The 22761-nt window shown below is 44.9% G+C and carries 28 protein-coding genes; 10 read left to right on the top strand and 18 right to left on the bottom strand.

Annotated features, from left to right (window positions below):
- Positions 1–104: 104 nt before the first annotated feature.
- The 12 genes from mgtE to AB4484_RS22990 form a co-directional block, all read right to left on the bottom strand.
- Positions 105–1460, bottom strand: coding sequence for a magnesium transporter (gene mgtE, locus AB4484_RS23045; protein ID WP_048605905.1), 1356 nt, complete (start codon positions 1458–1460; stop codon positions 105–107).
- A 148-nt stretch (positions 1461–1608) separates the two neighbouring features.
- Positions 1609–1884 carry an HPr family phosphocarrier protein gene (locus tag AB4484_RS23040; protein WP_017066670.1) on the bottom strand — a complete coding sequence of 92 codons (276 nt, stop codon included), beginning with the start codon at positions 1882–1884 and terminating at the stop codon, positions 1609–1611.
- A gap of 2 nt (positions 1885–1886) precedes the next feature.
- Positions 1887–2756 (bottom strand): RNase adapter RapZ, encoded by an 870-nt coding sequence (gene rapZ, locus AB4484_RS23035; RefSeq protein WP_050052759.1) that lies wholly within the window; start codon positions 2754–2756, stop codon positions 1887–1889.
- 4 nt (positions 2757–2760) lie between these two features.
- Positions 2761–3219: a PTS IIA-like nitrogen regulatory protein PtsN gene (gene ptsN / locus AB4484_RS23030; protein WP_048605899.1), complete on the bottom strand. Its 459-nt coding sequence runs from the start codon at positions 3217–3219 to the stop codon at positions 2761–2763.
- Position 3220: 1 nt separating this feature from the next.
- A complete protein-coding gene (gene hpf, locus AB4484_RS23025; RefSeq protein ID WP_009847742.1) occupies positions 3221–3508 on the bottom strand; it encodes a ribosome hibernation promoting factor in 288 nt (95 codons plus the stop codon).
- A gap of 62 nt (positions 3509–3570) precedes the next feature.
- Complete coding sequence (locus tag AB4484_RS23020) at positions 3571–5031, bottom strand: RNA polymerase factor sigma-54 (RefSeq protein WP_017058913.1); 1461 nt, start codon at positions 5029–5031, stop codon at positions 3571–3573.
- 54 nt (positions 5032–5085) lie between these two features.
- A complete protein-coding gene (gene lptB, locus AB4484_RS23015; RefSeq protein ID WP_004735304.1) occupies positions 5086–5811 on the bottom strand; it encodes an LPS export ABC transporter ATP-binding protein in 726 nt (241 codons plus the stop codon).
- 2 nt (positions 5812–5813) lie between these two features.
- Positions 5814–6308, bottom strand: a complete 495-nt coding sequence (gene lptA / locus AB4484_RS23010) for a lipopolysaccharide transport periplasmic protein LptA (RefSeq protein WP_048605896.1) — start codon at positions 6306–6308, stop codon at positions 5814–5816.
- The gene (lptC, locus tag AB4484_RS23005; protein ID WP_372080562.1) at positions 6289–6852 is read right to left on the bottom strand and encodes an LPS export ABC transporter periplasmic protein LptC; all 564 of its coding nucleotides are present in this window, start codon (positions 6850–6852) and stop codon (positions 6289–6291) included. Before lptC ends, lptA begins: the two co-directional genes overlap by 20 nt.
- Positions 6849–7406 (bottom strand): 3-deoxy-manno-octulosonate-8-phosphatase KdsC, encoded by a 558-nt coding sequence (gene kdsC / locus AB4484_RS23000; protein WP_017058916.1) that lies wholly within the window; start codon positions 7404–7406, stop codon positions 6849–6851. The genes lptC and kdsC overlap by 4 nt, the downstream gene beginning before the upstream one ends.
- Positions 7406–8377 carry an arabinose-5-phosphate isomerase KdsD gene (gene kdsD, locus AB4484_RS22995; protein WP_372080560.1) on the bottom strand — a complete coding sequence of 324 codons (972 nt, stop codon included), beginning with the start codon at positions 8375–8377 and terminating at the stop codon, positions 7406–7408. Before kdsD ends, kdsC begins: the two co-directional genes overlap by 1 nt.
- Before the next feature lie 34 nt (positions 8378–8411).
- Positions 8412–9377, bottom strand: coding sequence for a calcium/sodium antiporter (locus tag AB4484_RS22990; RefSeq protein WP_048612607.1), 966 nt, complete (start codon positions 9375–9377; stop codon positions 8412–8414).
- Positions 9378–9642: 265 nt separating this feature from the next.
- Here AB4484_RS22990 and mlaF point away from each other — a divergent pair, with 265 nt between their 5' ends.
- From mlaF to AB4484_RS22950, 8 genes are all read left to right on the top strand, one after another.
- Complete coding sequence (mlaF, locus tag AB4484_RS22985; RefSeq protein WP_048618660.1) at positions 9643–10437, top strand: phospholipid ABC transporter ATP-binding protein MlaF; 795 nt, start codon at positions 9643–9645, stop codon at positions 10435–10437.
- A 1-nt stretch (position 10438) separates the two neighbouring features.
- Positions 10439–11218, top strand: a complete 780-nt coding sequence (gene mlaE / locus AB4484_RS22980; RefSeq protein WP_008220420.1) for a lipid asymmetry maintenance ABC transporter permease subunit MlaE — start codon at positions 10439–10441, stop codon at positions 11216–11218.
- 2 nt (positions 11219–11220) lie between these two features.
- On the top strand, positions 11221–11712 hold the full coding sequence (gene mlaD / locus AB4484_RS22975) for an outer membrane lipid asymmetry maintenance protein MlaD (protein ID WP_046224439.1): 492 nt from the start codon (positions 11221–11223) through the stop codon (positions 11710–11712).
- A 52-nt stretch (positions 11713–11764) separates the two neighbouring features.
- Positions 11765–12394, top strand: coding sequence for a phospholipid-binding protein MlaC (locus tag AB4484_RS22970; RefSeq protein ID WP_120459707.1), 630 nt, complete (start codon positions 11765–11767; stop codon positions 12392–12394).
- On the top strand, positions 12394–12702 hold the full coding sequence (locus tag AB4484_RS22965; RefSeq protein WP_050622167.1) for a lipid asymmetry maintenance protein MlaB: 309 nt from the start codon (positions 12394–12396) through the stop codon (positions 12700–12702). Before AB4484_RS22970 ends, AB4484_RS22965 begins: the two co-directional genes overlap by 1 nt.
- A 13-nt stretch (positions 12703–12715) precedes the next feature.
- Positions 12716–12970, top strand: coding sequence for a BolA family iron metabolism protein IbaG (gene ibaG / locus AB4484_RS22960; protein WP_372080557.1), 255 nt, complete (start codon positions 12716–12718; stop codon positions 12968–12970).
- A gap of 8 nt (positions 12971–12978) precedes the next feature.
- Complete coding sequence (gene murA / locus AB4484_RS22955) at positions 12979–14244, top strand: UDP-N-acetylglucosamine 1-carboxyvinyltransferase (RefSeq protein WP_048605883.1); 1266 nt, start codon at positions 12979–12981, stop codon at positions 14242–14244.
- Between the two features lie 152 nt (positions 14245–14396).
- Positions 14397–15122, top strand: a complete 726-nt coding sequence (locus tag AB4484_RS22950) for a 1-acylglycerol-3-phosphate O-acyltransferase (protein ID WP_050622168.1) — start codon at positions 14397–14399, stop codon at positions 15120–15122.
- A 126-nt stretch (positions 15123–15248) separates the two neighbouring features.
- On the opposite strand, the gene AB4484_RS22945 is transcribed toward AB4484_RS22950, so the two are convergent.
- From AB4484_RS22945 to arcA, 5 genes are all read right to left on the bottom strand, one after another.
- Entirely contained in the window at positions 15249–15638 is a 390-nt protein-coding gene (locus tag AB4484_RS22945) for a RidA family protein (protein ID WP_004735319.1), read from the bottom strand.
- Positions 15639–15774: 136 nt separating this feature from the next.
- Entirely contained in the window at positions 15775–16236 is a 462-nt protein-coding gene (pyrI, locus tag AB4484_RS22940; protein ID WP_017058927.1) for an aspartate carbamoyltransferase regulatory subunit, read from the bottom strand.
- Positions 16237–16248: 12 nt separating this feature from the next.
- On the bottom strand, positions 16249–17178 hold the full coding sequence (gene pyrB / locus AB4484_RS22935) for an aspartate carbamoyltransferase (protein ID WP_372080555.1): 930 nt from the start codon (positions 17176–17178) through the stop codon (positions 16249–16251).
- 287 nt (positions 17179–17465) lie between these two features.
- Entirely contained in the window at positions 17466–18470 is a 1005-nt protein-coding gene (locus tag AB4484_RS22930; RefSeq protein ID WP_372080553.1) for an ornithine carbamoyltransferase, read from the bottom strand.
- A 156-nt stretch (positions 18471–18626) separates the two neighbouring features.
- Entirely contained in the window at positions 18627–19847 is a 1221-nt protein-coding gene (gene arcA, locus AB4484_RS22925) for an arginine deiminase (RefSeq protein ID WP_017069412.1), read from the bottom strand.
- 576 nt (positions 19848–20423) lie between these two features.
- On the opposite strand from arcA, the gene rraB reads away from it, so the two are divergent.
- A complete protein-coding gene (gene rraB, locus AB4484_RS22920) occupies positions 20424–20840 on the top strand; it encodes a ribonuclease E inhibitor RraB (protein WP_017058930.1) in 417 nt (138 codons plus the stop codon).
- A 125-nt stretch (positions 20841–20965) separates the two neighbouring features.
- The gene (locus AB4484_RS22915; protein WP_050643246.1) at positions 20966–21760 is read left to right on the top strand and encodes a glycosyl hydrolase 2 galactose-binding domain-containing protein; all 795 of its coding nucleotides are present in this window, start codon (positions 20966–20968) and stop codon (positions 21758–21760) included.
- 49 nt (positions 21761–21809) lie between these two features.
- On the opposite strand, the gene AB4484_RS22910 is transcribed toward AB4484_RS22915, so the two are convergent.
- Entirely contained in the window at positions 21810–22715 is a 906-nt protein-coding gene (locus AB4484_RS22910; RefSeq protein ID WP_372080551.1) for a GNAT family N-acetyltransferase, read from the bottom strand.
- Positions 22716–22761: the final 46 nt, after the last annotated feature.

The following is a 22761-nucleotide window of genomic DNA, read 5'->3' as shown; positions in this document are numbered from 1 at the left end:
TTGCTTCAGTTTAAACTCCAAGTTTAAACATGAGATTTAAATCTGACGCATTAAAAAAGGGAGCCAATGGCTCCCTTTTTGTATTTACCGAGTCGGTAATCAAGCTAGATAAGTATGGTTGCTAAGCCTAAGAACACCGATAGACCAATAACATCGGTTACTGTGGTCAGAGCCATACCGCCCGCAAGTGCTGGATCGATATTCATCTTTTTCAGCATTACCGGGATGGTTACACCGGCGATACCAGCGACAATCAAGTTGGTCATCATTGCCGCTGAGATGATGCCTCCCAGTATCCAGTTACCTTTCCAAGCAACCACAATACCACCAATGATAACAGCCCATAACACGCCGTTTAGGAAGCCGATGGCCGCCTCTTTGAGTAGTAATTCGCGTTTGTTACTGTCACCGATATGACCGAGTGCCAAACCACGAATCACAAGAGCAACGGTTTGGTTACCGGCAACACCACCCATCGAAGGTACAATCGTCATCAGTACTGCAATCGCTGCCATTTGGTCGAGCGTTGCTTCAAACATATTCGATACTGATGCGGCAGCCAGCGCAGCAAGAACATTAGCACCAAGCCACACACTACGACGACGAGCGGATTTTACGACTGGTGCGAAGGTATCTTCGTCATCGTCCATACCCGCCATACTCATCATTGAGTGCTCGGCATCTTCACGGATAACATCAACCACGTCATCGATGGTGATACGACCAACAAGATGTTGATTGCTATCGACTACTGGCGCTGAAACCCAATTACGACGTTCGAACAGGCTCGCAATGTCGGAAGCGCTGGTTTCAACCGCGATCGCTTCGTCTGCATCTTCCATCACCTCGGAAACTGCGACATCAGGCTGAGTCGTTACCAGTGTAGTAAGCGATAGGTTACCGATAAGACGTTCTTCTTCATCAATAACATACAGAGCGTCAGTTGCATCAGGCAGTTCGCCACGCATACGCATGTAGCGCAATACAACGTCAACATCGACATCACCACGAATTGTGATTACGTCGGTGTTCATTATCGCACCCGCTGAATCTTCAGGGTACGACAGGGCAGTTTCAACTAATGCACGATCGACGGAGTCCATTTGAGAAAGGACTTCGCGAGAAACATCGTCGGGTAGGCTTCGAAGTACGTACGCGACGTCATCGGTTTCCATACCTTCAGTTGCTTCTGCTAAGGTCTCCGGTGCCATTTTCGACACAAGAGCATCTTTGACGTCTTCGTTTAGTTCATCAAGAATTTCACCGTAGTCTTCAGGATCGGTGAGTTGCCAGAGTACGTCACGACTTTTGCGAGGGGAGGCTTCTAAAAGGTGTGCAATATCTTCAGGCTCCATGTCCTGAAGTTGTCGGCGTACGTGAACAAATCGGCCGTTTTCTAGGGCTTCGCTGACTTCTTGGAGGGTTTGGTGAGCTTGGTCGAATTCTAATTGCTCTGCCATATTTTCCTCCTATCTCATTATTCTAACAATGGTTGGAATAGTAACTTAATTCTGGGGCTTATTTAAATCATAAACTTAGATAGAACTAAGATTTAATATTGGTTGGTGCGTTGTTTGAGTCTTAGGCGTTGCGAGTGAAGCGTTTTCGCTACTCACCCTCATCAAACTTGTCTTCAATGAGATGACAGACGGCATCCAGTGCTTGCTGTGAATCGGTGCCTGCTGCTTGAATAGTAATATGTTGCCCTTGCGCTGATTCCAGCATAAGCAACCCCATTACGCTGTCTGCTGTCGCTGTTTTATCTTCTTCGCTATGGATCGTGATGGTTGCATCAAAGCTTTGTGCAAGCTCAACCAACTTTACGGCTGCTCTAGCGTGAAGACCCAAGCGGTTTTGGATCAGTACAGTTCGAGTTAATTCCATGGTTAGCCCTGTTGGTGCTTCTCTAGGGAGGCGTGTCTGATTTGAACTTGATGGCCAAGTTGCTCGAAGTACTCACCAATTTTCTGAGTTAGATAAACCGAGCGGTGTTTGCCGCCAGTACAGCCAATCGCGACTGTTAGGTAACTGCGATTGTTCTTCTCTAACATTGGTAACCACTGTTCAACAAAGCCTTGGATCTGTTGCTTGAGTTCCAGAACTTCTGAGTGTTCTTCTAGAAAGGAGTGAATTGGAGCATCTAGACCGGTTAGTGGTCGTAGTGCGGGTTCCCAGTGAGGGTTCGGCAAAAAGCGAACATCAAACACGTAGTCGGCATCACTTGGTAAGCCATACTTAAAACCGAAAGATTGAAAGACGATGATCAGCTCTTGCTTCTCTTTGCCTTCAACTTTAAAACGAACCTTTTCACTCAATTCGTAGAGGTTGCAGTCACTGCTGTCAATCACAATGCTGGCGTGCTCTGCGAGAGGTGTCAGGAGTGTCTTCTCTAAATCAATCGCTTGCTCAAGAGAGAGCTTTTCTTGGCCGATCGATAAAGGGTGAATTCTGCGTGTTTCGCTGTAGCGTTTGAGTAACGTCTGCTTGCTCGCATCTAGGAACAAGACGTTCACATCGATATTAGTGGCAGAGTCTAGCTGTTCTAGCATGTCTGTGACTAACTGAGGCTCTTTCGGGAGGTTACGGATATCAATGCTAACGGCGACGTTTTGATTGATCTCGCGTACCGATTCGACGAAGTCGTTGAGCAGGTTTACTGGAAGGTTATCGACACAGTAATACCCCAAGTCTTCAAGGACTCGCAGCGCAACACTTTTACCGGCCCCCGATTGGCCACTAACAACGATTAATCGCATGTTATTACTCGCAAGTTGGCACTTGAATCATGATGTCGTAAAGCTCTTGATCGCTTTGAGCATTACGCAACTGTTTAAGAGTCTGCTTGTCGTTGAGTCGCTCTGCCATACAAGAAAGGGTTTTTAGATGCTCCTTGCACTGTTCACTTGGAACAAGCAGGGCAAATAGTAGGTCGACAGGACGATTATCAATCGCATCAAATTCGATGGGATCTTGGCATTGCAGTAATACAGCAATCGCTTTATCACTGACATTCATACGAGCGTGAGGAATAGCAATGCCATTACCAATACCTGTACTGCCCATTTTTTCACGGCTCAACATGCACTCAAACAGTTCTGTTGAATCTTGACCACAGCTTTCTGCTGCGATCTGACTGATGAGCTCAAGGGCTCTTTTTTTGCTTGTGCATTGGACTGCACTTTTGGTGCAGTCCAATGAAAGTACTTCGCTTAATTGCATGTTAGTGACTACTTAGCTTTTCTTTGTGCTTGTTGAGTTGGCGGACGAGTTTATCAACCAATGAATCAATCGCGGCGTACATGCTTTCATCTGTTGCTGTCGCATGGATTTCCCCCTGATTTATATGCAGGGTAGCTTCTGCGATTTGATTGATTTTCTCAACTTTTAAAACAACCTGAACGCTATTGATATGATCAAAGAAGCGCTCAAGTTTGTCGAATTTGGTGTGAACATAGTCTTGCATTGAATCGGTAAGATCAACGTGATGGCCTTGAATATTGATTTGCATAGACTTTCCTTTTCAGTTGGTTGCCTGATTATAGTTGCTAAGTCACTAGCGACTAAATGAGCTTATAGCAGGCGTTTACGCTGACTCGATGGGGCAATGCCCAGAGACTCACGGTATTTCGCTATGGTACGTCTAGCTACCTGAATTCCTTGGTCAGCCAGTAAAGCAGCAATCTTACTATCACTTAGAGGCTTCGCGGTATTTTCCGCTGCGACAAGCTTCTTAATGAGTGCGCGAATAGCTGTAGATGAACATTCACCGCCATTGTCAGTGCTGACATGGCTTGAGAAAAAGTATTTGAGTTCGAAGATGCCACGTGGCGTATGCATGAATTTTTGAGTCGTCACACGAGAGATCGTGGATTCGTGCATATCAACAGCTAACGCAACATCATTAAGGACCATTGGCTTCATCGCTTCTTCGCCATGTTCGAAGAAATCACGCTGATGTTCAACAATGCATCGCGCAACTTTGAGTAGCGTCTCATTTCGGCTCTCTAGGCTTTTAATTAACCACTTTGCTTCTTGCAAATTTGAGCGGATGTATTGATTGTCGGCGCTGTTGCCTTTACTACCCAGATCAGCGTACTGCTGATTCACTTTCAGCTTAGGCACGCTATCAGGGTTAATGGTCACTAGCCATTTGCCAAGGTCTTTGAAGACAGATACATCCGGAACCACATACTCAGTTTCATCCGGGGTAATCTTACTGCCAGGGCGAGGATCCAGTTGTTGAATAAGCTGCAAAACTTCACGTAGTTCTGCTTCTTTCAACTTGGTCTCTTTGATAACCAGTTTGTAATCGCGATTGCCGAGTTGGTCGATATGGCTAGTAAGTACTAACTTAGCTTCGTTGAGCCAAGGCGTATCTTGGGGAAAGGTTGCCAGTTGCAGTAACAAGCAATCTTGCAGGTTGACTGAACCGACACCTAGCGGGTCAAACTGCTGAATTCGTTTACGTACGGCTTCAATTTCATCAAGCTCGATCTCTTCATTGTCGAAGTTTTCAAGGATGTCTTCACAAGTTACAGTGAGGTAGCCATAGTCATCGATGGCATCTATTAGTGCAAAAGCGATGCTTCGGTCGGTGTCAGTGAATGGTGTTAAGTCGAGTTGCCAAAGTAGATAATCGTGCAGGCTTTGAGTAGTTTCGCCTTGATAAACCGGCATGTCGTCATCAATCGCAATACCCGTATTACCGGTGTTTGCGCTGTAGACGTCTTCCCACGTTGTGTCGATTTCTAGTTCGTTGCCAATCTCTGATTTTTCGATTAAGTCTGAGCTATCAGGTAAGTCTTGCTCTGTGGCTTCAACTGTTTCTTTTTCGTCACTGCTAGGTTTTTCTTCCGATGTTGGCGTATCTTCATTGCCTTCTTCGACATCGAGTAGTGGGTTAGATTCAAGTGCTTCTTGGATCTCTTGCTGCAAATCTAAAGTAGACAATTGCAACAAACGAATCGCTTGCTGCAATTGAGGAGTCATTGCTAACTGTTGGCCTAGCTTAAGTTGTAATGAGGGTTTCATTCAGTGTGACTTACCTAGTTATTATTCTTAGAACTCTCGATACTCTCTATATAATCATAGACGGAATTGTTCGCCTAGATAAACTTGTTTAACTTGTTCGTTATTGAGAACATCTTCAGGAGTACCCTCAGCGATCAGGTGTCCTTGGCTTACGATGTAAGCTTTTTCACACACGTCTAATGTTTCACGAACGTTGTGGTCGGTAATCAAAACGCCCAAGCCGCGATCGCGCAGGTGAACAATGATTTTTTTGATATCGATTACTGAGATCGGGTCAACACCGGCGAATGGTTCATCCAATAGAATGAACTGCGGGTTTGCTGCGAGTGCACGAGCAATCTCTACACGACGACGCTCACCACCTGACAGAGCCATACCATTGCTGGTGCGGATATGTTGGATGTGGAACTCCTCTAGCAGGTCTTCCAGCTTATCTTGGCGTTGTTCGTTGGTCATTTCATCACGGGTTTGTAAAACCGCCATGATGTTGTTCTCGACAGACAACTTACGGAAAATCGATGCTTCTTGAGGCAGGTAACCGATACCAAGACGAGAACGGCTGTGCATTGGCAAGATACTAATGTCTCGGTCATCAATGCTGATGGTACCTTCATCACGCGCAACTAGACCAACAATCATATAGAAAGACGTGGTTTTACCGGCACCGTTAGGTCCAAGCAGACCGACGATCTGGCCTGACTCTACCTGTAAGCTTACATCGGTAACAACCTTACGCTTACTGTAGGTTTTCGCTAGGTTTTTTGCTTTAAGAACAGCCATCGTTACTTATTCACTTCCGTTGGTTGTAAAACCGTTGACACTCGTTTGTTTTCACCACTGTCAGCGACTAATTTCTGAGAACCGATCTGGTAGGTAATCTTAGAGCCACGAATGATGCTGCCATCTTGAGATAGCATCGCATTTTTGGTCATGATCAGTCGGTCGGCAATAAGCTGATAATGTAGGTCATCAGCTTCACCGTAGAGTGTCTTACCGTCGTCAGTAAGCTGAGAGAAGGTTGCTGGCTTACCGAAGCCTTGAATCTCTTCAATCTCACCATTTACGGCGTTACGAGTAACAATAACCTTATCGGCATTGATATTGATGCTGCCTTGTTTAAGGTTCACATCACCAAGGAAAGTCACTTGGTTACTTTTCATATCCAATTGCTGGCTGTCTGAGTCAATGTAGACAGGTTGCTCGCTATCCGAAGACAGAGCATAGACATTTGGTGCCGCAAGGGTCAAAGCGAATAAACTAAGGTGTAAGAGTTTCATATCTACCTTGAACAGAATTAAAGAGGGTAGCATTGTTGGTACCGAAGTTACCTTTCATTGCTTGTCCCTCAGTTTCAAAAAATGTACCGATCATATGGACCGGAGTATCTGAATAAAAATCTCGGCTAGGCAACTCAACAACCATTTTATCAGTGGTCATTGTATCGAAGCTGGCTTCTGGCAACAGGTTCTTTGCCACGACGTTGTCATAAAAAGTGACAACTTGATTCTCATCCATAATCGCGCGATCAGCGGTGACTTGCCATTCAATCGTGTGCCCTTCACGGAATACCGAAAGAACTGGGTTTTGAAAGTGCGTATCGCCAACCACTGAGTAGTGTTCTAAATACGTCGATTCAACCTGGTAGCTGCGAATACCGCTTTCGTCGTAGCTAATGTTGTTCAGGCTTTTGCCACTAAACGTGGGTAGCTCCAAGTTTGGAGCTACTTGTATCGTTGATGTTTGCTCTTTGTCGTACAGGTAATAGGTCGACCAAGAGGCAATAAAAATGAGTATTAAATAGATAATACGAGTAAAACTCATATGCTTAAACCTTTATGCACGTCGAGTTCATTTCTTGCTTGTAAAATCAGGTCGCAGACTTCGCGTACCGCGCCATGTCCACCGTTAATGGTTGTCACGTAGTTTGCACGCTTTGCAAGTAGCGGGTGACCATCTGCCACACAGACCTTCAAGCCAACTTTTTCCATTACAGGCCAGTCAATCAGATCGTCTCCGATGTAACCTGTATTTTCAGGGTTTACAGAAAGCTTATCGCAAATATCTTGGTATGCCTTAACTTTATCGTCTTGACCTTGATAAATCAGCTTAATGCCTAAAGCGGTCATACGATTCTCAACAATTTGAGACTTACGACCCGTGATGATCGCGATTTCAATGCCAGCGTTCATCAGTGATTTTATGCCGTAACCGTCACGAGTGTGGAAAGTTTTCAGCTCTTCACCGTTGTTGCCCATGTAGATGCGACCATCAGAGAAGACACCATCGACATCGCAAATTAGCAGTTTGATCTCTTTTGCGATTGCAAATACATCTGAGTTAACAGTGCCGTATAGAGTTTCGACTGTCTGTGTCATTACATTACTCCTGCTTTCAGTAAGTCATGCATGTTTAACGCTCCGACTAATTTACCTTCTTGGCATAACATCAGGCCATTGATGCTCTTCGCTTGCATCAAGTTTAAGCCCTCAACCGCGAGCATGTTTGGCTCGGCGATTGTCGGGTTTAGTGTCATCACATCGCCAATCTGCGTGTTATGGATATCAACGCGTTTGTCTAAGATTCGGCGTAAATCACCATCGGTAAAAATACCGGCCATTTGGCCATCTTCACCAACGATAGCTGTCATGCCTAAGCCTTTCTGCGAAATCTCTAATAGAGCGTCTCGAACTAGCGCATCCGGTGCCACAACAGGGAGTGCGTCACCTGTGTGCATGATGTCGTCCAGTTTCAACAGCAGTTGACGACCTAAAGCGCCGCCAGGATGAGACAGGGCAAAGTCTTGAGCGGTGAAGCCTCGAGCCTGCAAAAGTGCAACGGCTAATGCATCACCCATGACCAAAGTCGCCGTGGTGCTTGTTGTTGGTGCTAAGCCCAGTGGACAAGCTTCTTCCGGTACTGAAATTTGTAAATGGATATCAGACAAGGTTGCCATGTTTGATGCTGGCTTACCCGTCATGCTGATGATTTTGATGTTAAGACGCTTTAATACCGGGAATAGGCTGAGGATTTCTCCCGATTCGCCTGAGTTGGATATTGCAATCACAATATCACCAGGTTCGATCATGCCTAGATCGCCATGCGCTGCTTCACCTGGGTGTACAAAGAAAGCTGATGTCCCGGTACTTGCCAATGTTGCTGCGATTTTGTTGCCAATGTGGCCTGACTTACCCATGCCCATCACAACGACTTTGCCTTTGTTGTTCAGGATAAGGTCGCAAGCTTTACAAAAATCATCATTAAAATATTGGTCTAATTGAGTGAGACCTACAACTTCGGTTTCCAAAACTTGTTTTGCAACGCTGCGGTAATCAAATGGCTGAGACATCAAATACTCCAAGTACGGGAAGTTAAATCAACAATTAAGCCGACATGTTCATTAGTAGGTAACTTTGGTAGGCCACGAAAGTCACAATTAACACGCCGCCTTCAATACGATTCACGCTACGAGATTTCCCTAGTGCCATCACAACAAGCAGTAGCGATACGCCTAGCATTACCCAGAAGTCACGACCCATAGCGAACTCACTCAAGATCGAAGGGTTCAGGATGCCCGGGATACCCATAACAGCAAGGATGTTGAATACGTTTGAACCAATGATATTACCTACAGCCATATCATCTTCACCCTTCATAACGCCGGCTAGTGATGCTGCAAGCTCAGGCAAGCTAGTACCTACGGCAATGATAGTTAGACCAATGACAAGATCGCTCATGCCGAAGTATTTCGCGATGATTACAGCGTTATCAACCAGCATATCAGCAGCCAAAGGCAGAATGATCAGACCAATCACGACCCACATTGCGGCTTTAGGGTTACTTACGCCCTCTGGGATTTCTGATTCTTGCTCGTCAAGGAAGGCATCACCGTTCTTCTTCTCACTGCGGCTGATTTGCAGCATGGCAAATAAGAAAGCGGCGAAAAGAACAAACAACAACACGCCTTCATAGAAACCTAAATGGTTATCCCAAAGCAGTGCGCCAGCTAATAAAGTGACACCAATCATTAATGGTAGTTCACGGCGAATCACGCCAGAGCTAATCGATAACGGCTTGATTAGAGCGGTAATACCTAAAATCAGCGCAATGTTGGCGATGTTTGAGCCTAATACGTTACCTACAGCAGTATCTGTTTTGCCATCAAGGGCTGCTGTCGCAGAAACCATCATTTCAGGAGCCGAAGACCCCATTGCTAAGATCGTCATACCGATAACTAGTGGTGAGATACCGAAGTTGCGAGCAAGAGCAGCGGCGCCGTAAACCAGCTTATCTGCACTCCACACCAAAAAACCTAGACCGATAATAAGAAACGCAATCGCTTCAAGCATGATGATTCCTAAAAAATTAATAAAAAACGGAGAATTAACCGCTAATTCTGACCTGTTGCTAGATAAAAGGGAAGTCACTCGGCAAATTAATTACCAGTTAGCAGGCAAGAAAGAGAGCTCAATAGATAATTTTCTAATGCTTTCAAATCCCTGCATAGATTCCTGTCTAATATGAATTAATTGAACAGTGCTTTTAATTCTAAAGTAGACTCATTATTATTGCAGCCATAATTGGCGTTTTTTAAAGCAAGGAAACAACAAAAATATGTTGAACACTGAGCTTGTGAAAGTTAAGAACCTCAGCTTCTCACGCGGTGAGCGCGTTATCTTTGACGACATCAGTTTAGAGGTGCCTCAAGGCAAGATAACCGCAATCATGGGGCCGTCTGGGATCGGCAAAACGACTTTACTGCGTTTGATCGGTGGGCAACTGCCGCCAGATGAAGGCGAAGTTTGGTTTGATGGCGACAATATCCCTGCATTATCACGTCGAAAGCTGTATCAAGCACGTAAGAAAATGAGCATGCTATTTCAATCGGGTGCGCTTTTTACGGATCTCAATGTCTTTGATAATGTGGCGTTTCCGCTGCGAGAGCACACTGAACTTAATGAAAAATTCATTCGTACCATCGTATTACTTAAGCTTGAAGCGGTAGGATTACGAGGGGCAGCGCAATTAATGCCGAGTGAGTTGTCCGGCGGTATGGCGAGACGAGCAGCGTTAGCTCGTGCGATCGCGCTGGATCCAGAACTTATCATGTACGATGAGCCGTTTGTTGGCCAAGACCCAATCACTATGGGCGTATTGGTTGAATTGATCCGAAACCTCAATCAAGCCTTGGGCTTAACCTCGATTGTTGTTTCTCACGATGTGCCAGAGGTGATGAGTATTGCTGATTGGGTTTACCTCATGGCAGATAGCAAGATCATTGCTGCTGGGTCCCCTGACGAGTTGTACAACAATAGCGATCCGAGAGTGCAGCAATTCTTGCAAGGTGAAGCCGATGGCCCAGTACCATTTAGATTCCCAGCAAAGAGCTTAGAAAAGGATTTGTTTTAATATGATTGCTAAAACTATTGCGGGTGTCGGTAAGCGTACACTTGCGATCTGTGAGTCATTTGGTCGAGCAAGCCTGATGTTATTTGGGGCTTTGTTTGGCATCCCGCGACTAAAAAACTTCCCTTTATTAGTAAAACAACTTTATAGCGTTGGCGTTCAGTCATTGGCTATTATTTTAGTTTCGGGTCTGTTCATTGGCATGGTGCTTAGCCTGCAGGGCTATGTCGTGTTAATTGACTACGGTGCTGAGGGTAACCTCGGCCAAATGGTCGCACTTTCACTGTTACGTGAGTTGGGGCCTGTGGTAACTGCGTTATTATTTGCAGGTCGAGCCGGTTCAGCACTCACTGCAGAGATTGGTCTAATGAAGGCAACAGAGCAGATCTCAAGCCTTGAGATGATGGCCGTTGACCCTCTTAAACGCATTATTGCACCACGTCTTTGGGCCGGGCTTATCTCAATGCCATTGCTTGCTATGATTTTTATGGCGGTAGGTATTTGGGGCGGTCAACTGGTTGGTGTTGATTGGAAAGGCATTGATCACGGCAGTTTTTGGTCTGCGATGCAGTCTTCAGTTGAGCTTGGCCGAGATATTGGTAACAGCATGATCAAATGTATGGTCTTCGCTATCACCGTAACTTGGATCGCACTTTTCAATGGTTATGACGCAGTACCGACTTCAGAAGGTATCAGTCAGGCAACCACACGCACTGTAGTGCACTCTTCTCTAGCGGTACTAGGGCTAGATTTTGTTCTTACCGCATTGATGTTTGGGAATTAATCATGCAACAAACTCGAAAATTAGAATTATGGGTCGGCACCTTTGTTATTGCCGGAATTTGCGCAATCTTAATCATGATCTTTCAAGTCGCTGACGTAAAAGGCATAGGTTCGAACCATACTTACAATCTAAAAGCGACCTTTGACAACATTGGCAGCCTAAAAGTTCGTTCTCCAGTGAAAGTGGGTGGCGTCGTTGTTGGACGAGTTAAAAGCATTGAGCTCGATACCGAGAGCTACCTTCCTGTCGTTGAACTCTCTATTGACGGGAAGTACTCACAATTTCCAGATACCTCTAGCGCTCAAATTTTAACGTCTGGATTAATTGGTGAGCAGTACATTAGTCTGGTTCCAGGCTTCATTTTTGATGATGAAGAGATGCTGGTCGATGGTGATGCAATTGAAGACACCAAGTCAGCATTAGTACTAGAAGATTTGATTGGCCAAGTGCTGTATAGCGTTGGTGGTTCTAATGACAGCGAAGCTAAGGAATAAGATGATGTTGAAAACTATTAGTCATTTAAAAGCTATTGGTTACTTGAAATCAATGTTTATGGCGGCAATGGCGTTGCTTATTTCTACCCAAGCCTTTGCTGCAGAATCGATTGACCGTACTCAGCCTTACCAGATGATGACTCAAGTTGCCGAAGTGGCATTTGAGCGTTTGAAGAGTGAACAAGACAACATCCACCAAGATCCAGAGTTATTGAAGGTCATCGTGGAAGAAGAGTTGATGCCTTATGTGAATGCACAATATGCAGCTCTTAAGTTACTTGGACCAAACTTGAAAGGCGCGGATAGAAAAGACGTGGGCGTGTTTATCGATTCATTCCGTAAATACCTGGTTTCTTCTTATGCCCAAGTGCTGACTCAATACACAGATCAGACGATTGAATTTGGTCCAGAACCAAAAATCAAAGCGGATAGCCGCATTACCAGTATCAAGGTCGACATCATCGATACGCCGCGACCAAACATTAAGCTTGAATTTAAGCTTCGCAAAGACAAGAAATCTGGCGAGTGGAAAGCATTTGATATGGTTGCCGAAGGTATTAGCTTGTTGTCGAGCAAGCAATCGGAGTGGAATACTAAGATTCGTCAAGAAGGCATCTTACAAGTTGCTGACGAACTAGAGAAATTAGCCGCACAACCAATTCGTTTTGAGAGTAACAAATAATGAGCCATTCTCAATGGCAAGCACTAAGCTTTAAAGAATATCAGCTGCTCGGTGATATCGACCGAGACAGTGTCCCTGCAATCTGGCGTATATTGGAAAAGTGGCAAACGGCGGAATCGAGCGTTGAAATTGACCTTAGCCATATAAATCGTGTCGATTCAGCAGGAATGGTGATGCTAATTCACTTATTAGAGCATGCAAAAAATCAAAACTGTCATATAATGCTCAGTTTCGTGCCAGAACAATTACGAACGTTGTTCCAATTGAGCAATATCCAGCCAATGATGGCAGAACACATAAAAAATTAGGCAGGAGCTATTTGTGGACAGCACACAAGTACAAGAATTATTAGCAGAAGCACTAAACCTTCAGGAAATTTTCGTGAAAGGGGAAGGCAGTCATTACGAAGTTGTTGCGGTTGATCCATGTTTTGACGGCATGAATCGAGTTAAGAAGCAGCAACTAATCTACGGCCCACTAATGGAATACATTCAACGCAATGACATCCATGCTCTTTCTATTAAGGCTTTCACGCCGGAAGAGTGGGAACGTGATAAGAAACTGATGTCACTTTAAGGTTTATGATGGAAAAGTTTCGAGTTATTGGATCGGATAAGCCGCTAAGCGGTGAAGTGACGATCTCAGGCGCAAAAAATGCAGCGCTACCTATCTTATTTGCTTCAATTCTTGCTGAAGAGCCAGTAGAAGTAAGTAACGTTCCTCACCTACGTGACATCGATACTACGATGGAACTGCTTAAGCGTTTAGGCGCAAAAGTATCGCGTAATGGTAGTGTTCATGTTGATGGCAGCGAAATTAATGAATTTTGTGCGCCTTACGATTTAGTGAAAACAATGCGTGCTTCTATCTGGGCTTTAGGTCCTCTAGTCGCTCGTTTTGGTGAAGGCCAAGTGTCACTTCCAGGCGGTTGTGCAATTGGTGCTCGACCTGTTGATCTACATATCCACGGCCTAGAGCAACTAGGTGCGACCATTAAGTTGGAAGATGGTTATGTGAAAGCAAGTGTTGATGGCCGTCTGAAAGGCGCGCACATCGTGATGGATAAAGTAAGTGTGGGTGCCACCATTACTATCATGTGTGCAGCAACGCTAGCGGAAGGAACAACAGTACTTGATAACTCAGCGCGTGAGCCTGAGATTGTTGATACGGCTGACTTCCTAAACAAACTGGGTGCTAAAATTTCTGGCGCAGGTACAGATACGATTACTATCGAAGGCGTTGAACGTCTTGGTGGTGGCCAACACTCTGTGGTTGCTGACCGTATTGAAACAGGTACTTTCCTGGTTGCTGCTGCTGTTTCTGGCGGTAAAGTGGTTTGTCGCAACACCAACGCTCATCTTCTTGAAGCTGCCTTAGCGAAGCTTGAAGAAGCGGGTGCGAAGGTTGAAACGGGCGAAGACTGGATCAGCCTTGATATGACAGGTCGTGAGCTGAAAGCGGTGAAAATCGTAACAGCACCTCATCCTGGCTTCCCAACCGACATGCAAGCACAGTTTACTCTGCTTAACATGATGGCGAAGGGCAGTGGTGTTATCACTGAGACTATCTTTGAAAACCGCTTTATGCACATTCCTGAGTTACAGCGAATGGGTGCAAAAGCCGAAATCGAAGGCAACACGGCTATCTGTGGTGAAACGGAAAAACTGAGCGGCGCTCAAGTAATGGCAACGGACCTTCGCGCATCTGCAAGCCTTGTGATTGCTGGCTGTATCGCTCAAGGCGAAACCATCGTTGACCGTATTTATCACATCGATCGTGGCTACGATAAGATTGAAGATAAATTGTCAGCCTTAGGCGCAAACATTACACGATTTCGTGAGTCGAGCTAACCTAGGTTAGTGGATTCATGAATCAGTAAGATGAAAACATAAAAGTCGGAACCTTGGTTTCGGCTTTTTTATAGTTGTATTTACCGCAAGTAAATCTATTGCTCATTTTTGCGCGAATAGATGAATCAAATTGGCGGTCGGTGAGGAACAAAATGATAGCAATATTACGTATTTTCGCAGTGGCGATATTTGCGATTCTTATGTTTGTATTTGGTTGTGGTTACTGCCTATTAAGTCCACGCAACCCGAAACACGTATTTACCTTTGGCCGTTATTTCGGTCGCATGTCGAAGATCTTCGGCATGAAGTTAGAGCTTCGCATCCCAGAAGATGCATACTCTCGCGGCCAACATGTTTATGTAGCGAACCACCAAAACAGCTGGGATCTATTCACGATTTCATCTGCGGTAACGCCAAAAGTGGTGACGGTTGGTAAGAAAAGCCTAGTGTGGATGCCTCTATTTGGTCAGCTTTACTGGTTGACGGGTAACATCCTAATTGACCGTGCTAACCGCAGCAAAGCGGTAGGTACGATTGATCAGGTCGTGACGAGTCTAAAAGAGAGCGATGTTTCAGTTTGGATGTTCCCTGAGGGCACTCGTTCTCGTGGCCGTGGTCTGCTGCCATTCAAAACAGGTGCATTCCATGCTGCGATTGGTGCTGGCTTGCCTATCATCCCTATCGTGTGTAGCTCAACAGGTGGCGTGAAGCTAAACCGTTGGAACAATGGTCACGTGATTGTTGAAATGCTGCCACCAATCAGCACTGAAGGCTACGACAAGTCTAATGTTCGTGAACTGGCTAACCTAGCTCGTGATCAGATGGCTGCTAAGCTTGAAGAGTTAGACAAAGAAGTGGTTGAGCTTAATAAAAAGTAATTATCTAAGCGAAACGATGAACAATAAAAAAGGTTGCCAACTAGGCAACCTTTTTTTGTATCTAATAAACATTCAGCATTACTGCTAAGTCGTTTATTAGAAGGTGTTTATTCTAGAGGTTAAAACCTATTTACGAACCGCAATAGCTTCGATCTCGATACCTACATCTTTTGGTAGACGAGCTACTTCAACACATGAACGTGCAGGGTAGTTTGCAACGCCGTGCTCATCGAAGAATTTGCCGTAAACCTCGTTTACTGTGCCGAAGTCGTTTAGGTCTTTAACGAATACCGTTAGTTTTACGATGTCTTTTACAGTCAGGCCTGAAGCTTCAACAACCGCTTGAACGTTGTCTAGGGATTGGCGAGCTTGTTCTGCGATATCAGCAGATACTTCACCAGTTGCTGGGTTTACTGGGATTTGACCAGAAGTCAGTACCATGTTGCCAAGGTCAACGCCTTGTACGTATGGGCCGATTGCAGCTGGAGCAGATTCTGTGTGAAGTACTTTAGTCATTGGTTTATTCCATCAGTTATTAGATAAAAATCAATTTTCAGTGTGCCTTCAAACTTTGGATAGGTAAAGCGCAAAATACCCCGCACAGGCGAGGTATTTGATAGTTTTTACATTCGGTCTTCTTTGCCGTATGACGTTATCTTTCTGTCACGATCTCGCGAGAGAAGACTTTTTCGCAATACTTACACTTCAATCGAATATCTTCTTTCTTTTCAAAGATCTTAAAGCTGCTTTCAACCGGTTCATTGTGAGTAATACAGTTGGTGTTTGGACACTCGAACACATCGTTGATTTGCTCAGGAAGTTCTAGTGGTAGCTTCTTAACCACTTCGTAATCTTCGATTTGGTTCACTGTTGCGTGAGGCGCGTAAAGAGCCAGTTTGCTCGCCTGTTCTTCTGTGATAAATACATTCTCAATCTTGAGCAGGTCTTTTCCGCCTAGTGCAGAAGACGGCAGGTTTAGGCCAATCGTCACGCGCTGATGAGAGTTGTGCATGTCGAACAGTTTTAGCACCTTGATCCCGATATTGGCTGGGATATGGTCGATAACAGTACCGTTTCTGATTGCTTCAACTTTTAATTGAGTCTCTTTAGACATGATATCTCTCCTCTACAGCGTTTCGTTAAGAACAAGGGCTAGCAATGCTTCACGACCGTAAACACCATTCTCTGCTTGCTGGAAGTAGTAAGCGTAAGGTGTTTTATCGACATCGACAGTAATTTCATCAACGCGAGGAAGAGGGTGCAGAACCTTCAAGTTATCGCGTGCATTTTCCAGCATTGAAGCGGTCAGGATGTATGCGGATTTGATGTGCGCATATTCTGACTCATCGAAGCGCTCTTTTTGAACTCGAGTCATGTACAAGACATCAAGCTCAGGAATCACATCTTCCATGTCCGTCAATAGTTGGTACTTGATGCCCGCTTCATCAAGCTCTTCGCAAATGTAGTCTGGCATCGCCAGTGCTTCTGGAGCCACGAAGTAGAAACAGATGTTGTCGAACTTCGCTAGTGCTTGAGTCAACGAGTGAACCGTACGGCCGTACTTAAGGTCACCAACGAATGCAACGTTTAGGTTGTCGAGGCGGCCTTGTGTCTCAGCGATAGAGAATAGGTCTAATAACGTTTGTGTTGGGTGTTGGTTTGCGCCGTCACCTGCGTTAATAACAGGTACACCGTTTGAGAACTCAGAAGCCAGACGCGCTGCGCCTTCTTGAGGGTGACGCATCACGTAAGCGTCAACGTATGAAGAGATAACCTGTACCGAGTCCGCTAACGTTTCGCCTTTCTTCGCCAGTGAAGTGTTACCACCACTGTCGAAACCAATCACATCACCACCGATGCGTTGAATCGCAGTTTCAAAAGAGAGACGAGTTCGCGTAGAAGGTTCGAAGAAGCAGCTGGCAACAACTTTGTTCTTGATGAGTTCTGGGTTTGGTTCAGCCTTTAGCTGACCTGCCGTTTGAACAATTAATTCTAGCTCTTCACGAGAAAGCTCTGGAATTGAGATGATGTGCTTTTGATAGAGCGAATTCGCCATGATCTTCTTCCCCACAATAATGTATTGGCCATAAAAAAGCCCCCCATAATGGGAGGCTTTAAAAAAGTGCTGAAAAGCAGAATAGACGGCCTGGTAAGCATCTTAGCTTACGAGCAATATTTGGTGTTTTCACAATTTTATTATGTGTTTTCACAATATCATTATGTTTTATCACAACATTGCTTGGCGTCATTTTCACTACTCTCAGACAAATTGCCGAGAATTATACGCTTTCAATTTGTGAGCGCAAGCGATTACATCAAGCTTTTGTTTACTTTCAGTATTCGCTATTGACCCAGTGTCGCAACCATTACCGCTTTGATGGTATGCATGCGATTCTCAGCTTCATCAAACACAATTGAGTAATCCGATTCAAAGACTTCATCAGTAACTTCTAAACCGTTCATTCCATACTTATCCGCGACTTGCTGGCCGATCACGGTTTCATTGTTGTGGAAAGCAGGTAAGCAGTGCATGAATTTCACTTGAGGGTTACCAGTGAGCTTAATAACATCCATGTTCACTTGATAAGGCGTCATAACCGCAACACGCTCGTCCCAAGCTTCTGGCGCCTCGCCCATTGAAACCCAAACATCGGTATAAAGGAAATCACAGCCTTTAACACCTTCAGCAACGTCTTCCGTTAGAGTGATTTTGGCACCTGTGCTTTGCGCGATAGCTTGGCACTCTTCGACAAGCAGCTCTTCTGGCCAGAACGCTTTAGGTGCGACAAGTCGAATATCCATGCCCATCTTCGCGGCACCGACTAACAGAGAGTTACCCATGTTATTGCGTGCATCGCCTAGATAAGCAAAGCTGATTTGGTGCAGATGTTTTCCGCGGCCATGCTCAAGCATAGTGAGGAAATCAGCCAAAATCTGAGTAGGGTGGAACTCATCGGTTAAGCCATTCCAAACTGGCACGCCCGCATAAGCGCCTAAGTCTTCAACGATACTTTGGCCAAAACCACGATATTCGATGCCATCGTACATACGCCCCAATACACGCGCCGTATCTTTCATTGATTCTTTTTGACCAATCTGAGAACCAGAAGGACCAAGGTAAGAGACCTGAGCACCTTGATCAAAGGCGGCCACTTCAAACGCACATCGTGTTCGAGTTGATGCTTTCTCGAAGATCAAAGCAATGTTTTTGCCGTTGAGTTTCTTCTGCTCAGTGCCTGCATAGTTAGCTTTTTTTAGGTCAGCAGACAGGTCGAGTAAAAACTGAATCTCTTTAGGAGTAAAGTCGAGAAGTTTTAGAAAGTTACGATTGCGAAGATTAAAGGCCATCTCTCGCTCCTTGCGTATATAGAATCAATGAAGAATCTAGTTAAACATAAAAATGCTATATTTGTGAATATTTATTTTATTGATTTGATAAAAAAGGCCAGTAAATGAATACTGGCCTAGATAAGTTATTGTGTCGGTTTAACTGAGCTCTTTGACTTAGATACCATCTCTTTCGATAGGGCAGCTCATACAGCGCGCGCCGCCACGACCACGGCCTAGCTCGTTGCCAGGAATCGTTAGAACTTCGATACCCGCTTTATCGTATTTCTCATTGGTGTAAACATTACGCTCATAACCAATCACTGTACCTGGTTTCACAGTCAGTACGTTGTTTGCATCATTCCACTGTTCTCGCTCAGCTTCGTAGTTATCACCGCCGGTTGTGATGATCTTCAGTTGATCAAGGCCTAGTGCGCCTTCAATCGCTGACAGGTAGTTTTCAGCTTTCTCGACACGCATTTCGCCGTTTTCTTTTGGCGTTAAGCGCCAAGTGTCGAGGTCTTTACGAACGATCTCTGGATAGACAGAGAACGTGTCGATATCCATGTGTGTCATCACCGTATCAAGGTGCATACAAGAGCGGTGTTTTGGTAGATCGATCGCAATCACTTCGCTCGCTTGGCCTGATCTAAATAGGCTAGCCGCTAGGTTTTCGACACCTTGTGGTTTCGTACGCTCTGAAATACCAACCAGTACCGCACCTTTACCGATAACCAGTACGTCACCGCCTTCAATGTTAGCGTTGTCGTAGTGAAGGTCTTCGTCACCAAAGTACTTAATGAAATCTTGGCCTGCGAACACTGGGTGCCAGCGGTAGATAGCACGCAGGTGGTTCGTTTCACGTTGACGTGCAGGCTTCATCATTGGGTTAAGCGATACACCACCGTAAACCCAGCAAGAAGTATCTCGCGTAAATAGGTGGTTAGGCAGTGGCTCGATAACGAAATCGAGTGGTCGATGCATTTTAGGCAGCATCGATGATGATTTGATAGGAAGCTCAGAGTAAGCCAGGCCACCGAGTAAGATCGTTGCTAGATGCTCATTATCCATTTGAGCAAGGTAGTTTCTCAAGTCACGGGCGAAAGTCGGCCCATAACGGAAATCTGAGATTTGAGTATTCAGCAACCACTCACGAGCCTGAGATACGGCAAGCGTCTCTACTAGCAGGTCGTGCAGCAGTAGCACTTCTACGTCTTGGCTGCGCAGCGTTTCTGCAAAGGCATCATGTTCTTCACCAGCGGCTTCAACGGCAAGTACATCATCAAATAGAAGATCATGACAGTTTGAAGGGGTGAGGTGGGTGAGTGCTCTTTCAGGTCTATTTAGGAGAACTCGTCTCAATTGACCGACTTCGGAGCCAACGTACAGCTTACTCATTTTGCATCCTTACTATTAATCCAGCGTCTATTTATGACAAGCTTGTCCGTAATATGCAAGTTTTGTAGATTGAGTTAATACAAGGTATTTGGCTAATAATTGGTCATAAAACCTGTAATTTTTAAGTTTATACAGATTAAACTCCAACTAACTGGCTATCGAACGGAACAACGTTTTTGAGGATCTATGCTCAATTCGTGGCTTGTTAGAATTGAATTTTGCTTATTAATCGTGATTTTTTATTCACTATTATGCACTTTTTGATAACAAGCTGAGGATTTATGCACCCAAAAAGCGGTTTAGCGTATGCACCTAACGTGACTAATCACGCAAGTTTTATTCAATAAGCTCTAAAGTGGCCACAAAAACGAAATGCTAAAATACGGCGCGGTTAATAAAATGTTGAAAATTTGTTTCTGTGATTTTGATTTCACTTTTGAATTGATATTGGCGCTGCGATCTCGCGATAAACTTACCTTTCTAGGCTTGATCTGGGTGGCTTTTCTGGACGATCCGTGCCATATTTCGTGGCAATCAAATTTGATCTTTTCATAGTCAACACTCTGGAGCAGACACATGTCTCACGAAGATGAATATCTATCAGTAGCGGAATTAATTGAATTTCAAAAGGAAGAGACTCGCGACATCATTACAGCATTAATTGAAGATGGTAGCGATCCTGAAGCTCTATACGATATCGAGCATCACCTATTTGCTGAAGATTTCGATGTGCTTGAGAAAGCGGTTGTTGAAGCATTCAAAATGGGCTTTGAAGTGCTTGAAGCTGAAGAGACAGAAGACGAAGATGGCAATAAGCTACTTTGTTGTGATGCAACGATGCAATGTACTCTGAATGCAGAAGCGATTGATGAGCAAGTTGAGAAGCTTGTAAACCTTGCAGAGAAGTTTGACATTATCTACGACGGCTGGGGCACTTACTACGAAGGTGAAGATGCTATCTACCCAGACGAAGATGATGAAGGCGAAGAGTAATTCTTTCCCAATTTTAAAAAATGCCAGCCTCGAGCTGGCATTTTTTTGCCCTCAGAAAAATAAATGTCTTTATATGCATTCATTCATTATAATGCGGTCAAAATTGATCTAGCTCAAGGAATGATATGCGGTTGCTTCTCGATGGTCTTTGGCAAATTTCGCCACTGACGGATCTCTCTATCCCACAAGATGACATCACTTTTCCGGCTCCGTTAAGCTCAAAGCTACCTGATAGCTTGAGTGAAAATGAAATTGCAGAGCAAGAGTGGCACCTGATGCACGACATCGAAGTAGATGACGCTATGTTGGCGTGTCCATTTGTTGAGTTAGTGATGGCAGGAGTCGATTACTTTGCTGAAGTTCGACTTAATGGTGTGGCTGTTTTTGATTGTGATGGCAGCCAAGCTGAATACCGTAAAGATATCCGTCCTTATATGCAGTCCGGCCGAAACCGTTTCGAGATCCTTTTCCTTGAAGAAGAGGAGAGCCTATTGCTTGAAGAAGACATGGATGAGTCTATCTCTTCACAAGCTATCGCTAAATCTGATTCACGTATCGGGATTTGGCAAGCGCCATACCTGCAGTTCGTTCGAAACGTCAAGCTAGAGCAAGTTGTCACAGAGCAGATCTGGCACCACGGTGGCGGCTGTGAGTTTAAAGTGGATGTTATCTATCAAACGCTAAAGGCGGGGTTAGTATCGGCATCCATCAAGTTTAATGGTATGACTCTCGTAATGCCGATTGATGTGCGCGCTGAACATACTGGCGTCGTGTTCCAGGTCGAAGCTCCTATCATTTTTGATATTGAGAATCCTAACCCTAAGCATCTATACCCATTAGAAGTGGTACTTGATGGGCAAGAAGAGAGTTCTTTTGTTGCCTTGAACCCAACCTCTTGCGTCAGTAACTTTCTACGTTAACTCCTTGTATTTTAGCGCCATCTTCTTTCGCTATAGCGGTGTATTCTACTTATAACGATTTGGCCATGACAACCTCACAAGCGTCGTGGCCTGTCTCTCCCCAAGCTGAGTCAAGGTGCTCAAACCCAAGCTTCTCATAGAGTTTGACCGCAGCACCTAAGCATTCCGTCGTTTCTAGATACATGTGTTGATACCCAAGTTGTTTGGCTTGCTTTAAGCTCAAAGCGACAATTCGCTTGGCTAGGCCCTGCCCTCGAGTTTGCGGTAAGAAGTACATCTTTTGCAGCTCACACACATTGGGTTTACCTGCTAGAGGGGCAAAGCCACCGCCTCCGACGATCTTTCCGTTGTGTTCGATAACCCAGTACATTGCATTCGCTTGGCTATAGACAGAGTACATATCGTCGAGTGTCGGATCGGCCACGCCATAGCCTTTATCTTCTGTGAGTCCATGCTCAGCCGAAACTTGGCGAATGACTTCGGCTAATTGTTGGTTGTCTGACTCTGTGAGTGGGCGTAATACAAACTCATCGGCTTGGCATGCTTTCGTTAGCCCTTTTAAATAGCTCTCAAGTCCTTGCTTAAGCAGTTGTTGTTCGTTGTCATTGAGTGCCGAAAGTACTTTTTCAAAGAAGATGCTTTGCTGCTGGTCGAGTTGAGATAACGCATCAACACCTTGAGCGGTTAGGGCGATTAATTGGCTACGCTTGTCTGCTGGATTCTCTAGGCTCTTAACTAAACCAAGCTTGATCAGACCCGTGACAGTGCGGCTAGCATTGGATTTATCTACGTTGAGTTGCTGCGCCAATTGGTTGATGGTGATTGGCTGTAACTGGATTTCACCAAAAGTATGAGCCTGGACTGGAGTGAGGTCGACATCGCCACACTGCTTATCAAGCATGCCAAGTAAACGAACCGTTTGACGAGAATAGTCTCTTAACTGTTGAGAATTCATAACTACCTACCTTTGAATTAAGAAATAAAGTTGCGCACCGCAATTA

The sequence above is a fragment of the Vibrio sp. 10N.261.46.A3 genome (assembly GCF_041472995.1).
Lineage (GTDB): Bacteria > Pseudomonadota > Gammaproteobacteria > Enterobacterales > Vibrionaceae > Vibrio > Vibrio coralliirubri.
Note: the sequence above shows the minus strand (reverse complement) of the source record. Positions and strands in the feature narration are given on the sequence as shown.

Excerpts from the sequence above, each read along its gene's own strand:
- mgtE (WP_048605905.1), bottom strand. The coding sequence starts at position 1,460 with ATGGCAGAGCAATTAGAATTCGACCAAGCTCACCAAACCCTCCAAGAA.
- AB4484_RS23040 (WP_017066670.1), bottom strand. The coding sequence starts at position 1,884 with ATGGAATTAACTCGAACTGTACTGATCCAAAACCGCTTGGGTCTTCAC.
- rapZ (WP_050052759.1), bottom strand. The coding sequence starts at position 2,756 with ATGCGATTAATCGTTGTTAGTGGCCAATCGGGGGCCGGTAAAAGTGTT.
- ptsN (WP_048605899.1), bottom strand. The coding sequence starts at position 3,219 with ATGCAATTAAGCGAAGTACTTTCATTGGACTGCACCAAAAGTGCAGTC.
- hpf (WP_009847742.1), bottom strand. The coding sequence starts at position 3,508 with ATGCAAATCAATATTCAAGGCCATCACGTTGATCTTACCGATTCAATG.
- AB4484_RS23020 (WP_017058913.1), bottom strand. The coding sequence starts at position 5,031 with ATGAAACCCTCATTACAACTTAAGCTAGGCCAACAGTTAGCAATGACT.
- lptB (WP_004735304.1), bottom strand. The coding sequence starts at position 5,811 with ATGGCTGTTCTTAAAGCAAAAAACCTAGCGAAAACCTACAGTAAGCGT.
- lptA (WP_048605896.1), bottom strand. The coding sequence starts at position 6,308 with ATGAAACTCTTACACCTTAGTTTATTCGCTTTGACCCTTGCGGCACCA.
- lptC (WP_372080562.1), bottom strand. The coding sequence starts at position 6,852 with ATGAGTTTTACTCGTATTATCTATTTAATACTCATTTTTATTGCCTCT.
- kdsC (WP_017058916.1), bottom strand. The coding sequence starts at position 7,406 with ATGACACAGACAGTCGAAACTCTATACGGCACTGTTAACTCAGATGTA.
- kdsD (WP_372080560.1), bottom strand. The coding sequence starts at position 8,377 with ATGTCTCAGCCATTTGATTACCGCAGCGTTGCAAAACAAGTTTTGGAA.
- AB4484_RS22990 (WP_048612607.1), bottom strand. The coding sequence starts at position 9,377 with ATGCTTGAAGCGATTGCGTTTCTTATTATCGGTCTAGGTTTTTTGGTG.
- mlaF (WP_048618660.1), top strand. The coding sequence starts at position 9,643 with ATGTTGAACACTGAGCTTGTGAAAGTTAAGAACCTCAGCTTCTCACGC.
- mlaE (WP_008220420.1), top strand. The coding sequence starts at position 10,439 with ATGATTGCTAAAACTATTGCGGGTGTCGGTAAGCGTACACTTGCGATC.
- mlaD (WP_046224439.1), top strand. The coding sequence starts at position 11,221 with ATGCAACAAACTCGAAAATTAGAATTATGGGTCGGCACCTTTGTTATT.
- AB4484_RS22970 (WP_120459707.1), top strand. The coding sequence starts at position 11,765 with ATGTTTATGGCGGCAATGGCGTTGCTTATTTCTACCCAAGCCTTTGCT.
- AB4484_RS22965 (WP_050622167.1), top strand. The coding sequence starts at position 12,394 with ATGAGCCATTCTCAATGGCAAGCACTAAGCTTTAAAGAATATCAGCTG.
- murA (WP_048605883.1), top strand. The coding sequence starts at position 12,979 with ATGGAAAAGTTTCGAGTTATTGGATCGGATAAGCCGCTAAGCGGTGAA.
- AB4484_RS22950 (WP_050622168.1), top strand. The coding sequence starts at position 14,397 with ATGATAGCAATATTACGTATTTTCGCAGTGGCGATATTTGCGATTCTT.
- AB4484_RS22945 (WP_004735319.1), bottom strand. The coding sequence starts at position 15,638 with ATGACTAAAGTACTTCACACAGAATCTGCTCCAGCTGCAATCGGCCCA.
- pyrI (WP_017058927.1), bottom strand. The coding sequence starts at position 16,236 with ATGTCTAAAGAGACTCAATTAAAAGTTGAAGCAATCAGAAACGGTACT.
- pyrB (WP_372080555.1), bottom strand. The coding sequence starts at position 17,178 with ATGGCGAATTCGCTCTATCAAAAGCACATCATCTCAATTCCAGAGCTT.
- AB4484_RS22930 (WP_372080553.1), bottom strand. The coding sequence starts at position 18,470 with ATGGCCTTTAATCTTCGCAATCGTAACTTTCTAAAACTTCTCGACTTT.
- arcA (WP_017069412.1), bottom strand. The coding sequence starts at position 19,847 with ATGAGTAAGCTGTACGTTGGCTCCGAAGTCGGTCAATTGAGACGAGTT.
- rraB (WP_017058930.1), top strand. The coding sequence starts at position 20,424 with ATGTCTCACGAAGATGAATATCTATCAGTAGCGGAATTAATTGAATTT.
- AB4484_RS22915 (WP_050643246.1), top strand. The coding sequence starts at position 20,966 with ATGCGGTTGCTTCTCGATGGTCTTTGGCAAATTTCGCCACTGACGGAT.
- AB4484_RS22910 (WP_372080551.1), bottom strand. The coding sequence starts at position 22,715 with ATGAATTCTCAACAGTTAAGAGACTATTCTCGTCAAACGGTTCGTTTA.